Genomic DNA, 12241 nt, shown 5'->3' with positions numbered 1-12241 from the left:
AACAAGGAGAACCATCATGGGTTTCAGGAACGGATACACGCGTTTTGCGGCCGGCCTGGCGTTGCTGTTTGGCTGCCTGCTAACCAACCCAACCCTAGCCGCAGGGCTGATGACCCCAGCGAACAGCTCCCTGCCGCCACTGCAGATTCGCGAGCAACATGTCACCGTGGATGTGGAAGACGGCTATGCCATCACCGAAGTCGAGCAGGTTTTTCACAATCCGAATAACCAGGACCTGGAAGCTTACTACCGCTTTCCTGTTCCCGAAAAAGGCACCGTGGCCGAATTCACCGCGTGGATCGATGGCAAGCCAGTGATCGGTGAAGTACTGGAAAAACAACAGGCCCGCCAGGTCTACGAGCAAGAAAAAGCCGCTGGTCGCGAGGCCGGGCTCACCGAGAAGGACAGCTTCAAGGCCTTCGATGTGAAAGTGCAACCAGTGCGCGCCGGCCAGGACACTCGCGTGCGGTTGGTTTACATGCAACCGGCCTTCGTGGACAACGGCATCGGCCGCTATGTATATCCGCTGGAAGAAGGCAGTGTAGACGAGAAGAAACTGGCGTTCTGGACCGCCAACGAAAAGGTAGAAGAACGCTTCAGCTTTACCCTTAACTTGCGCAGCAGCTATCCGGTGGATGCCCTGCGTCTGCCCAAGCACCCTCAGGCGAAGATCCAGCAGCTTGGTTCGCAGCAATGGCAAGTGACACTGGATAACCGTAACGCAAGCACCACCATTAAAGGGAAAGGAAGGAGTGAAAAGGGCGATAACAACTTCGCTCCGCCAGCAACCAATGGCCACCCCCCCAGCGCCTTCACCTTGGACCAAGACATCGTTGTCTACTGGCGTCACCAGCAAGACCTGCCCGGCAGCGTCGATCTAGTGGCTTATAAGGCACCGGGCAAAGACCGCGGCACCTTCATGCTGAGCATTACCCCAGGGGACGACCTGCCCCCGATCACCACCGGTAGCGACTGGGTGTTCGTACTGGATATTTCAGGCTCCATGAATGCCAAACTGGCGACTCTAGGCGACGGCGTCCGCCAGGCCCTGGGAAAACTGCGTGGCAACGACCGCTTCCGTATCGTTCTATTCGATGACCGAGCCGAAGAACTCACTAGCGGTTTTGTAGATGCCACACCCAATAATATTCGTCAGTACACCCAAAAAATCATGCAGCTCCAGTCCCGTGGTGGCACCAACCTGTTCGGAGGCTTAAGCCTGGCACTGACCCCGCTGGACGCAGACCGGCCCACCGGCATCGTGCTCGTCACCGATGGCGTAGCTAACGTAGGTAAAACCCGACAGAAAGACTTTATCGACCTTCTGGAAAATCACGACGTTCGGTTATTCACCTTTGTCATGGGTAACAGTGCTAACCGGCCCATGCTCACCGCCATGACCGATGCCAGCAACGGTTTTGCCATCAGCGTCTCCAACAGCGACGACATTGCCGGACAGATTCTCAACGCCACCAGCAAGGTTACCCACCAGGCCATGAATGACGTGGAGATCGATATCGATGGCATTCGCACCGCAGACCTACAACCCCAACGCATTGGTAGCATTTACCACGGCCGCCAAATCGTACTGCTCGGCCACTATTGGGGTGACGGCCCCGCCAAAATCACTCTTCGCGCCGAGGTGGCCGGGCAAGAAAAAACCTACAAAACCCGCTTCGATTTTCCCGCCCAGGGCGGCAATAACCCGGAACTCGAGCGCCTGTGGGCTTACGCCACTGTTCAGGACATGCAGCAGGAAATAGAGTATTTCGGTGAGGAAAAAGATCTCCAACAGGGGATTACCGATCTGGGAATAGAATATGGGCTGGTCACCCACTACACCTCCATGGTGGTGCTACGTGAGGAAGTATTTAAGGAGTACGGCATTGATCGCCGCAACACCAAACGTCGGGAGATTGAAAAGCGGGCAAAAGCGCAACGCCAAGCCAGTGCACCTAGCGGTAATCGCGTAGACAACAGCCAACCCATGTATAACAGTAATCGCCCGTCTTATAGCAGTGGCAGTGGAGGAAGCGGTGGTGCCTTCGGTATGGGGGCATTGCTCCCCTTTTTGATCCTGCTAATCGGCGGAAGGTTACGTCGCCGACACTAGCCCGTTAATGGCTGATGGGCATTCCGCTCGGCTATGGCTGAGCGGTTTTTTGCATTATGGGCCTCTGAACACGCCTTACGTGCGCAGCATAACCTGACACGTGAACGGTTAAGTTTTCGACTGTATCTTGAGATCCCGCCCGTCGAGGGCTGCCACCCGGCTCGCACTCATTACGGCCATAGCTAATTCATATCGCACTAAAAACCCACTTGCTCCCCCCCAAAATAAAGCACACCGCCAAGAAAATGGAGACGCTTACAACTGATACTGTAGCGATGGGATTGAAAATGCGGTGCCTGACATAGCCAATTCCCCACCCAGTAAAAGAGCCTCTCTAAACGAAGAAACATAAGACCAGAAGTAAATAAACGGCACGTTTGCGTGCTACATCAGGCCGACACTATATTAAGGCTGATTTCACTCTCCGTTCCGGTAATCACCATTCCTCGCCCCTTAACTCTTCCCTTTTTTCTCATTACCTAAACACTTCATCAACAATCGGAGCGTGCTCAATACCTGTGCATTACAAAACACTGCAATTACAGATACAAAACGATATTTTTAGCCAACACTCGCAACGCAACGAATTTTATACACTCCCTCCAGGGCGTTGACATAAACAACGCCCTGACAGCTTGTTTCGTATATTCATGTTAGAGGGGGATTCACATGTTACATTTGACCCGATTATTGCTGCTATTTACCTTTATGGCAGTATTAACCGCCTGTGGCGACGGCGGCGGCAGCAGTTCTTCCGGTAGCACAAGTACCAACCAAGAAACCGGTAACACCGGCAGCGGCGACACTGGCGGCGGCGATACCGACGGCAGCGATACCGACAGCGGAGACACCGACGGCGGCGATACTGGCGGCGGCGATGAAGACGACACCGTGCCTCCGGTAACAGAGGAAGAAGAAGCCCAGCTCCTCACTTTGATAGATACCAACAACCATTTCACCGTATCAGTTTGCCCGCAGGCTCTGCTTGGCACTCAATTGGGCGGCGCTATTGATGTGCTGACCTGTGAAAATGAGGCACTGGAAAATATCTCTCTTGGCAATGACAACCTACTCGGCCTGCTATGTGCCGACACCGTTGCTGCCACCGAATCTAACTTACTCAGCAGCGCCACCAACCCAGATTTCCTACAGAATTGTCTTTTGGAGTCGGGTGCTTACCTGAAAGACACTCTGACAGGATTGTTGGATAACAGTGGCCCTATCGGCCAACAACTGTGCCCCAGCTCCACTAACCCAATCGAGTGCATCATTGAAACTGTCAACACCGTGCCGGACAGCACGCTTATCGGTGTTCTCGGTTATTTGGGCTGCGAGGATTCACTGAACCCGCAAGTGTGCTTAAGCCAAGTGGCTGAAAATCTGTCCAAGGGCGAGCCACTAATCAGCACAGTGAATAGCTTGTCCACCGCCCTGTGTCCAATATCTACCCGCGCCGATAATTTTCAGCCCCAAGCATGTTTGACCGAAGTGCTCGGCGGCGTTGGCAGCATTCTTAACCTGTCCGGTGGTCTTGGCGAATTGTGCCCTGAAGATGCGGATCCACTAACCTGTCTGCTGGCCGCCGGTGAAAAGCTAGGCCCTGTGGGCGACCTGCTGGGCGGCGGAACCATCAACCCAGGAATCTTAACGGACCTGCTGGCTGGCCTTGCTGAGCCAGGCAACCTCGCGTTGCTGGAAACCCTCCCCACTCTGCTGGAGCAAATTCCGGTTCTGGGCGATCTGCTTGCTGGGCTACTGAACAACGGCGGCGATCTTTTTGCGCCACTGAAAGACCTGCAAACCCTTCCCGAATTGCTCACCCAGCTCCCTATCCTTGGGGATCTACTCAACGGGATTGCTGGCGGCGATAGCGGTGGCCTACCGACAGACGCCTTAGATTTGGAAAGCCTGCTGAACGGCCTGTCTGGCGACCAACTAACTGTTGTCACCGACCTGCTGGCTGAAATCCCCGTATTGGGTAATGTGATCGACCAACTGCTAGGTGCTGTGGCGTGTGAATCTGGCAGCCCATTAGATTGCCTGACTCAATCTGCTGGCCAGTTAGGACAGTTCGGCGATCTATTAACCGAAGTCCCTCTGCTGGGCGATCTATTGGAGCCACTACTGGCCACCCTGACCGGAGTGGCAAGCGGAGGCGAGCTCTTGGCTGGCGTCGACCTACTCAATGAAGTACCCGTCGTAGGTGATTTGCTTAACCAGATCCTCACTGTGCTGCAAGGTGGTGCCGGAGATAGCCTTCTTACTCCCGATCTGGCCATGCTCATTGAGCAACCCGCCCTACAAGGCCTGCTCGACAGCCTGCTTGGCGGCCTGGTGGGTGGCTTGGCAGGTGGCGATCCCAGCCAACTGCTTAACGGCATTCTGGACCAGGATGGCAATTTGCTCGACGCAGTGATCGGCTTAGTACAGTCACTACCGATAGTAGGCGACCTAGTAGGCTCACTGCTGGTAAGCCTGCTCGGTGAGAATGCTGCCGGCTCGCTGCTAGCCCCGCTTAGCGATGTGCTGGCTGACATTCCTGTACTCGGCCCGGTTCTGGGTGGATTACTAGGCGGTCTGCTCGGCTAACGCGATTAAGGGCGGAGGGAGACCTCCGCCCTGTTTATCGTTTCCCTGCATGGCATTCGTGCATGCACATGCACCACTAGTAACAATTTGCGAAAGAGCGCTACCCGGTATTATCTTTCCTTTTCGTCACTCGTTCCCCCCGATTTAACCCTGCCTTTTACCTCCTATACCCTCTAACTATTCCAACCAGCTTACACAGTGCTTTCTTGTTCTTGCCGGTTTGCTACAGTGAGTGTCCATTCTCAAGCCAAGGACGCGAACCATGAGCATTGCAGTTGGCGACAACCTCCCTTCTATCACGCTGAAAACCAACGGTCCCGATGGCCCCCAGGACCTCAACACCGGTGACTTTTTCAAAGGGCGTAAAGTTGTCCTGTTTGCCGTTCCCGGAGCATTCACCCCTGGCTGTTCCAACACCCACATGCCCGGCTTCGTCATTAACGCCGATGCGTTGCTGGAGAAAGTCGATGCCATTGCCTGTATGGCAGTGAACGATGCCTTTGTGATGGGTGCTTGGCAGAAAGATCAGAATGCCGAGCGTATTACCATGCTAGCGGATGGTAACGCTGAACTGGCCAAGGCGCTGGGGCTAGAGCTAGACGCGACCGGTGGCTGTATGGGCATTCGCAGCAAACGTTTCGCGCTGATTGCCAACGATGGCGTAGTGGAATATCTGGGCGTAGATGCCAAAGGCGTGGACAAGAGCAGTGCGGACACCGTACTGAAACAACTATAGGAATAACCGGACGGCGCACGGCGTATGTTGCCGCCGCGCGCCGTGCCGGCTGTAGTGACCAACAAATAACGAAAAGAACTTTACGTTTTCTCTACCACCAGGAAGACCATGCCACCATTGAAAGAGTAAGGCGGTGCGCGTTGCAGTAATCCATCAGACAACCACCGACGCCTTTCTTTGCCTCAGGCAAGCCTTGGCAACCCATCGCCGCCTCTTACTCTAACTTGAGACCCTGAAACCGCCTTTGCATCGGTGCACCACCCCAGCCATTCCCCCGCTGATTCATGCACTCCACCATAAAATCCAATGGCTTTTGCCTGAATCACAACCGCCGCTTGGTCTCAACGCAAATGTCATTGATTGCCTTACGCGCCGCCGGAACAACACCCCCCATGGAAATAAAGCCGTGTATCAGTTCGGGATAATCCAGTGAGGTCACCGTGTTTCCTGCCTCACGTAATTTTTGGGCGTACTCCAAGCCTTCGTCCCGCAAGGGATCCGTAGCCGTGATAACGATCGCCTCAGGCAGGCCAGTTAAATCAGGGTTGCGCAGGGGCGAAACGCGGTAGTCCTCGATCACCGCTGGGTCTTGAACAAAGTGTCCTCGGAACCAAGTCAGCAGCGGTATATCCAAGCCGAACCCTTGCCCCAACGTTTGCACGGAAGGGTGGGCCAGGGCGGCGTCAGTGGTGGGGTAGATCAGCACCTGTAAAGCTGGCAACGCCAGGCCGGCCAGCTTGGCCTGTTGTGACACCACTGCGCTCATGCAGCCGCCAGCGCTATCGCCCATCACCGCCAAGCGGTTCGGATCAAGCCCCAGCTGCGCGGTGTTATTCAGCAACCAGCGCCAAGCCTCCAACGCATCATCCATGCCGGCAGGGGCTGGGTGTTCCGGCGCCAACCGGTAATCCACACTCAGCACCACCGCATTGGTACGCTTCGCTATATAGCGACACAACCGGTCATACTCTTCAACACCGCCAATAGTGAATCCTCCACCGTGAAAAAACATAATAGCCGGTGACACCAGCGGAGCATCGGCCGGGCGATAACGCCGCACTAGAATTTGGCTACCGTCCTCCATGCTAACCTGATGATCAACAACCACAGGAAGGCTAACCGGTGCCATATCTAGCAATGCCAGCGTGCTCCGATAAATCTGCCGAGCCTGCTCCACCGTCCCTGAATCCAGGGTGGGCTTGGCCCCACTGAGCGCAAGCAGAAAGCGCAGACGCGAATCCAAATGCGGACGACTATGGGTTTCCAAACCCGCAGCCAAACGCTCCAAAACCGGGCCCGGCAAAGACATCAGGGCACGTACCGTGGCCCGCTCAATAACGGCAGGATTCATCAGTTCTCCTTAAGTTTTGCAATAAGCAGCACACACCATGCGGCTCGCTATAATAGACAAGGGAAACACTAGCCTGACCAGGAACTCAACCTCGAATATGGAGACGACACAACAACCCAAAACGCATCCAGTAACGCATTACCCATCATCGGTTTGCTATTGTTAATAGCAAACGCTTTGCTGATTCGCGTTGACGCCCTTTTATACCATTGCCCGTCTGCAGAGTCCGGTCATCTGCGGCCTTTTCCAAGCTTGAGGATTGTGATGTCCGTGTATACACCACTCAGCCCGACCCAACTGGCAAAAGTGCTGGAACAATTTGGTTTTCAGTTGCGTGATTATCACGCCGCCAGTCACGGCATCGAGAATAGCACTTTCCTTATCGATGGCCTTGGCAAACATGATCAGCCCTGCCCGCTAGTGTTAACGGTGTTCGAATCCCTCGACCATCCCGCGCTAACCCCGTACCTGACTCTACTAAAACAGTTGGCCAAACAACACTTACCCGTGCCTGCACCACTAGCGACTGCCAGCGGCAACGACCAAATTACCGTTGCGGGCAAACCGGCAGTGTTAATGCCGCGCCTGCCAGGCAGGCACGATTTCTCTGTGGATGCCGATCGCTGCAGGCAGGTTGGTGCTTTGCTGGCACGGCTACACGCTAGCCACACGGAGCAGCTGCAGCCGCTCCCCAGCGAACGGGCGCGGCTGCGCGATTTCACTCATCATCTAGACAAATTACCCACCGCTGATCGAGACAACGCGGCACGCTTGCTTCACCGCTGGCTGGCCCACCCCGCTGGCACCACCTTGATTCACGGCGACCTGTTCCGTGACAACCTGCTATGGGACAACGGTGAAATAAGCGCTTTGCTGGATTTCTATAACGCCTGCCAGGACCATCCGGAGTACGACCTAGCCGTTGCACTCAACGATTGGTGTGTAGATGCTAGAGGCCACGTGGTGGCAGAACGGGAGCACGCCTTACTGTCAGCTTATCGGGGCCAGGGCCGCAGCGTAGACACCCGCCGCTTGAATGAAGCACTGCCGGTAGCGGCTCTGAGGTTCTGGTTATCACGGCTAGCCGGCCCAGTGTCTGACCATAGTGAAGGGCAAGGCAGCAAAAACCCGGAAGAGTTTGCACGGATTTACCGACAGCGGCTGGAAGCGTTCGCCGTATAGGGGAAGGGGTGTGCTGCAAGTTAAAACACACATCACCAACACCCCGTTCATCTTCGAAACAGACTAACGTCTAGTCCGCCCACCCTCTTTGTGGTGGCTACCGCGTGCGCCCAGGAGCTGACCGAAGCTCAAATATAAACATTATCGAGCCTTCTATTTAGGGGGTCTCGTCCTGAGCCGGGGAAGGCGCCGTTAGGCTTTGCCAGCCTTGCTTGGCAGCTTCCCAGCTCCGCTGAAATTTCACCTTGGCCGCCTCCCAATTATCTTCGCTGGCATTCTGCAAGGTCTGGTAATGGCTCTCCAGATCCGCCTGCTGCTCTTTCAACGAGGCAAGCGCGTCTTGCTTGTGCAAACGTGCCTCTTGGGACAGCTCCTTCCATTGGCTGTTGATGTCACCCTGTAGTAGGGTAACTTGTTGATTTAGATCGTCAATGGCATGGCGGGCCACTCGCATAGCTTGATTCTTCTGCTCCACAGAATAGCTCTGGATATCCGCCAACGTTTCTTCTATTTGAGTCTCTATTTTTTCTGGTTCCGGCGTTTTTACGTTGGGAACGCCTTCTGTCTCTGCCCACGCCGTAGCGGTGGTAACCAACATGAGAGTGGCGGCGGCCAATAATCGGTGTGTCATCGGGAGAACTCCTTGCTTTGCTTTTTGTTCCTGTACACGAATGCGACAAGCCATACCGCAAAACGCTCCCCCAATGATGTAAAATGACATAAAACAAGACGCTGAAACCGGACCAGAGCCCCGTGGCATAACGAATGAGGGTTAAGCGTTAAGAATATATGCCAGCATTTCCACCACCTGCTCTGGAGTGCGCGCCACCGCGTCGGCGGCAGCATCCACCTCTTTCAAGGGGTGATCATGCTCTTCATCGTGCAAAATGATCATCGGTGTCCCCAAGGCCGCGGTGTAACCAGCATCAAATGCCGCATTCCACTGTTTATACTTGGGGCCAAACCGCACCACCACAAGGTCAGCCTCATCGATCAGCTTGCGGGTCCGGATACCATTGATGCCCGCACCTAAACGATCTTCCCAGAAACGCTTCTCTTCTGCGCCTAAAATACTCACGCCCACTTTGTCGCTAGCCTCGTGGTCAGTCACTGGGCCGCTAAACTCAATATCCAGCTCCTTATCGATGCAGCCCTTGACGATGCGTTCGCGCCAATCCGTGTGAATTTCTCCAGAAAGATAAACAGTCCAGAAGCTCATGCTCATTCTCCCGATTGATAGCTGAAAAACGGCAGGATAGGCTCGCTTGATTGCAAAAGCCACCTTGAACCGGAGCGGCCACTGCCGTTAAATGCCATCAGGTTCTCACCGATTTCAGGAAGGTTTGCCATGCGTATAACACTGATTCTTCTGATCGCCTCTGCGCTGCTAGCAGGGTGCGAAGACTCAAACGCACCGGCTAAGCCCACAGCCAAATCCACCGACAGTGCCGCCGCTATTAAAAACCCCGCCGCCAACCCAAAAGGGGCTACGCCACAAACCCTAGTACGCAATGTTCACGCGCTAGAAAAAACCGATGAGCAGTGTGACGCTGACGGCTGCCCAAAAGTCGACCTACAATGGCTCACCTTTGAGAATCAAGCTGAACTGAACGACGCTATCACCCAGCACCTTGCTGCCATGCTGATTCACAATGAAGATAACCCCAACCACGATGTCCGCATTGAAGATCTGGCGGATGCATTTCTGCAAGACGCGTCCGACATGGCCATGGCCTCGAGGCAGGGCTGGGAGCTTACCGCTACGGTGAAAAAACAGGGTCGCCGCGGAGACGTTATCACTCTGTCTATGGAAACCTATGAATACACCGGGGGCGCCCACGGGGTGCCTAGCGTGCAGTACTTTCACTGGGATCTCGCTAAACAACAAAGTGTCAAACTAAACGACATGCTGGTGCCGGGCCAACAAGCTGCTTTCTGGGAAAAAGCCCGCGAGCAACATACCGCGTGGCTGAATAAAGAAAATTTGGACCAAGCTTTCCGTGACAGCTGGCCGTTCGACAAAACCGATAACGTCTTCTTCACTGATAAGGGGCTCGTGCTGCAATACAATGTGTACCACATCGCCCCTTACGCCATGGGGCAGCCGACCCTGACGATTCCTTATTCAGACCTGGATGGTATCTTGCGCGCGCCCTATTTATAAGAAAGCACCGCCTGAATTGGCACATGCCGTGCCCACGGTTTTACATTAACGCCGAGACCAACACGTCAGTGTCGGATTACGCCTAAGGCGACTAATCCGACCTACGAGAACCAACAGCGTTACTGCTTGATGCCTTCCACTGAAATAATTATCTCCACTGTTTCAGACGCCGGTCCTAGATTCTTGGTAATACCAAAATCTGCCAGTGTCAGAGTAGTGCTAGCTTCTAGGCCCATACGGTAGCCGCCCCAAGGATCATCGCCATGGCCGATCAGTTTGGCATCCAGGGTTACCGGCTTGGTCACACCATGCAGGGTGAAGTCCCCTGTGATTTTAGCGGTTTGCTCGCCGGTTTTTTCAACGCTTGTGCTTTTAAACGTCGCGGTGGGAAATTTCTTCACGTCTAGAAAATCATCACCGCGCAGGTGCTTGTCTCGCTCGGCATGGTTGGAATCCACACTGGCGGTCTGGATGATGGCGGTTACCTGGCTGTTCTCCGGATTGTCCGCATCCACAGTGAACTCACCGGTAAAATCATTAAATTGCCCATACAGCCAGCTGTAACCCAGGTGGGAAATTTTGAACATGACAAACTGGTGAGTGCCCTTGGTATCGAACTTGTAGGTGCCGCCAGGCTGCTCGGCAAACGCCATACTGCTAAGCAGCAGTGCCAAGGTGGGAAGGGTGATTTTTTTCAATAACGTCAACATAAGCATCAAGCTCCGTTTGGATGATTAAGAATAATTGTGTGTGCCCGTTGAGGGAGACGGGTTGGTGCGAGGCGCCAAGCCAAGGATGCGCCGCAATGTATCATCGCGATCAAGAAAGTGATGTTTAATGGCGGCGAGCGCGTGCACGCTGGCTAACCCAATCACCGCCCAAGTGACCCAGTAATGAATCAGCCCGGCGGTGTCCTCTAGGCCAGTTTGGTGGCCACTGACCGAGGGCACGGAAAACCAATTAAACACCGCAACGGAAGAGCCATCGGCGCTGCTAATCAGGTAGCCACTCACCATGGCTACAAACAACAAAATATACAGAGCCCAGTGGGTAAGGTGGGCACTGATCTTTTCCCAGGGTTTGTGGGACGCAAGCGGCGCCGGTGGCGGCGAGATAAATCGCCAGCCAAGACGAAGAGTCATGACAATAAACAGCAGAACGCCAACGCTACGATGCAGATCAGGCCCCTTACGATACCAAGGGTCGTAGTAACCCAAATCCACCATATAAAAGCCCAATGCAAACAGGCCAATCACCGCCAATGCCACCAGCCAGTGGAATAGCAGGGCAATAGCGCCAAAGCGTTGCGAGTCATTGCGCAGTTTCATGGTGATTCCCTTCCAATGTTCTTCGCCCTTATGACCGGGCGATCCCTTAGTAGCTTGGAGTCCGTACAGCACGATGGGTTCCAAATAATACAAAACTTACAGTCGCCTTGGTGCTGAGACTAGCTTGTCCGCATTGCTTGCTGCGACACAGCGCAAAAAACTGAACGATTTGATCAGCTGTTCCGTTGATTGCCTCAGCAGCCCAGCCTTCTGCTACTCTTACGGTTTATGGATTGTGGGAGAACAGCCTTGAGCTGGGATGAGCAACAATTGCAGACACACCTGGATGCCATGGCTACTGCCATCAATGACCAGTTTGCAGGCAAGGCACCGTTGTTAGTAGGAATTGAGTCCGGGGGAGCCTGGGTAGCGCAGGCTCTGAATGCGCGATTGCCGACCGCGTTACCGCTGGGCTCACTGAACCCGGCTTTTTATCGAGACGACTTTGATACCCGCGGCCTTAAACCCAAGGTAACGCCATCCAAGCTGCCCTTCGATGTGGACGGCCAGCACATTTTACTGGTGGATGACGTGCTAATGACCGGCCGCACCATTCGAGCGGCCATGAACGAATTGTTCGATTTTGGCCGCCCGGCGTCCATATCCCTAGTGGTATTGTTCGACATCGGCCGTCGGGAATTACCGATTGGTGCTGATATTTGTGGGGAAACTTTGGCATTACCCCCCCATCAGCGGATAGAATTACGCGGACCCTCTCCATTGATTGCCGAAATTCGCAATCTGGTTGTTGAGGACGATACTGAGACAAGGTCATAAG

General features: G+C 54.3%; 11 protein-coding genes. 6 read left to right on the top strand and 5 right to left on the bottom strand.

The window, feature by feature from the left end; genetic code table 11:
• Nucleotides 1-16 precede the first annotated feature (16 nt).
• The 3 genes from ABO_RS00235 to ABO_RS00225 all read left to right on the top strand — a co-directional run bounded on the left by ABO_RS00235 (nucleotide 17) and on the right by ABO_RS00225 (nucleotide 5438).
• A complete protein-coding gene (locus ABO_RS00235) occupies nucleotides 17-2113 on the top strand; it encodes a VIT and vWA domain-containing protein (protein WP_011587344.1) in 2097 nt (698 codons plus the stop codon).
• A 669-nt stretch (nucleotides 2114-2782) separates the two neighbouring features.
• On the top strand, nucleotides 2783-4702 hold the full coding sequence (locus ABO_RS00230; protein WP_011587343.1) for a hypothetical protein: 1920 nt from the start codon (nucleotides 2783-2785) through the stop codon (nucleotides 4700-4702).
• A gap of 262 nt (nucleotides 4703-4964) precedes the next feature.
• Complete coding sequence (locus ABO_RS00225) at nucleotides 4965-5438, top strand: peroxiredoxin (RefSeq protein ID WP_011587342.1); 474 nt, start codon at nucleotides 4965-4967, stop codon at nucleotides 5436-5438.
• Between the two features lie 322 nt (nucleotides 5439-5760).
• Here ABO_RS00225 and ABO_RS00220 read toward each other — a convergent pair whose 3' ends face one another.
• Complete coding sequence (locus ABO_RS00220) at nucleotides 5761-6789, bottom strand: alpha/beta hydrolase (RefSeq protein WP_011587341.1); 1029 nt, start codon at nucleotides 6787-6789, stop codon at nucleotides 5761-5763.
• Nucleotides 6790-7053: 264 nt separating this feature from the next.
• Here ABO_RS00220 and ABO_RS00215 point away from each other — a divergent pair, with 264 nt between their 5' ends.
• On the top strand, nucleotides 7054-7971 hold the full coding sequence (locus ABO_RS00215) for a homoserine kinase (protein WP_011587340.1): 918 nt from the start codon (nucleotides 7054-7056) through the stop codon (nucleotides 7969-7971).
• A gap of 157 nt (nucleotides 7972-8128) precedes the next feature.
• Here the strand turns inward: ABO_RS00215 and ABO_RS00210 are convergent, their stop codons facing one another.
• A complete protein-coding gene (locus ABO_RS00210) occupies nucleotides 8129-8602 on the bottom strand; it encodes a hypothetical protein (RefSeq protein WP_011587339.1) in 474 nt (157 codons plus the stop codon).
• A gap of 141 nt (nucleotides 8603-8743) precedes the next feature.
• Complete coding sequence (locus tag ABO_RS00205) at nucleotides 8744-9190, bottom strand: YtoQ family protein (RefSeq protein ID WP_011587338.1); 447 nt, start codon at nucleotides 9188-9190, stop codon at nucleotides 8744-8746.
• Nucleotides 9191-9319: 129 nt separating this feature from the next.
• On the opposite strand from ABO_RS00205, the gene ABO_RS00200 reads away from it, so the two are divergent.
• Complete coding sequence (locus tag ABO_RS00200; protein ID WP_011587337.1) at nucleotides 9320-10135, top strand: DUF3298 and DUF4163 domain-containing protein; 816 nt, start codon at nucleotides 9320-9322, stop codon at nucleotides 10133-10135.
• Between the two features lie 119 nt (nucleotides 10136-10254).
• Here ABO_RS00200 and ABO_RS00195 read toward each other — a convergent pair whose 3' ends face one another.
• Both ABO_RS00195 and ABO_RS00190 read right to left on the bottom strand, forming a co-directional pair.
• Nucleotides 10255-10845 (bottom strand): YceI family protein, encoded by a 591-nt coding sequence (locus tag ABO_RS00195; protein ID WP_041705191.1) that lies wholly within the window; start codon nucleotides 10843-10845, stop codon nucleotides 10255-10257.
• A 24-nt stretch (nucleotides 10846-10869) separates the two neighbouring features.
• Nucleotides 10870-11463, bottom strand: a complete 594-nt coding sequence (locus tag ABO_RS00190) for a cytochrome b (RefSeq protein ID WP_011587335.1) — start codon at nucleotides 11461-11463, stop codon at nucleotides 10870-10872.
• Nucleotides 11464-11691: 228 nt separating this feature from the next.
• Between ABO_RS00190 and pyrR the strand changes: the two genes are divergently transcribed.
• Nucleotides 11692-12240, top strand: coding sequence for a bifunctional pyr operon transcriptional regulator/uracil phosphoribosyltransferase PyrR (gene pyrR, locus ABO_RS00185; protein WP_011587334.1), 549 nt, complete (start codon nucleotides 11692-11694; stop codon nucleotides 12238-12240).
• Nucleotide 12241 lies beyond the last annotated feature (1 nt).

The sequence above is a fragment of the Alcanivorax borkumensis SK2 genome, from assembly GCF_000009365.1.
Lineage (GTDB): Bacteria > Pseudomonadota > Gammaproteobacteria > Pseudomonadales > Alcanivoracaceae > Alcanivorax > Alcanivorax borkumensis.
This window is presented reverse-complemented; position numbering and strand designations above follow the sequence as displayed.

Excerpts from the sequence above, each read along its gene's own strand:
- ABO_RS00195 (WP_041705191.1), bottom strand. The coding sequence starts at position 10,845 with ATGTTGACGTTATTGAAAAAAATCACCCTTCCCACCTTGGCACTGCTG.
- ABO_RS00235 (WP_011587344.1), top strand. The coding sequence starts at position 17 with ATGGGTTTCAGGAACGGATACACGCGTTTTGCGGCCGGCCTGGCGTTG.
- ABO_RS00220 (WP_011587341.1), bottom strand. The coding sequence starts at position 6,789 with ATGAATCCTGCCGTTATTGAGCGGGCCACGGTACGTGCCCTGATGTCT.
- ABO_RS00200 (WP_011587337.1), top strand. The coding sequence starts at position 9,320 with ATGCGTATAACACTGATTCTTCTGATCGCCTCTGCGCTGCTAGCAGGG.
- ABO_RS00230 (WP_011587343.1), top strand. The coding sequence starts at position 2,783 with ATGTTACATTTGACCCGATTATTGCTGCTATTTACCTTTATGGCAGTA.
- pyrR (WP_011587334.1), top strand. The coding sequence starts at position 11,692 with ATGGATTGTGGGAGAACAGCCTTGAGCTGGGATGAGCAACAATTGCAG.
- ABO_RS00205 (WP_011587338.1), bottom strand. The coding sequence starts at position 9,190 with ATGAGCTTCTGGACTGTTTATCTTTCTGGAGAAATTCACACGGATTGG.
- ABO_RS00215 (WP_011587340.1), top strand. The coding sequence starts at position 7,054 with ATGTCCGTGTATACACCACTCAGCCCGACCCAACTGGCAAAAGTGCTG.
- ABO_RS00225 (WP_011587342.1), top strand. The coding sequence starts at position 4,965 with ATGAGCATTGCAGTTGGCGACAACCTCCCTTCTATCACGCTGAAAACC.
- ABO_RS00210 (WP_011587339.1), bottom strand. The coding sequence starts at position 8,602 with ATGACACACCGATTATTGGCCGCCGCCACTCTCATGTTGGTTACCACC.
- ABO_RS00190 (WP_011587335.1), bottom strand. The coding sequence starts at position 11,463 with ATGAAACTGCGCAATGACTCGCAACGCTTTGGCGCTATTGCCCTGCTA.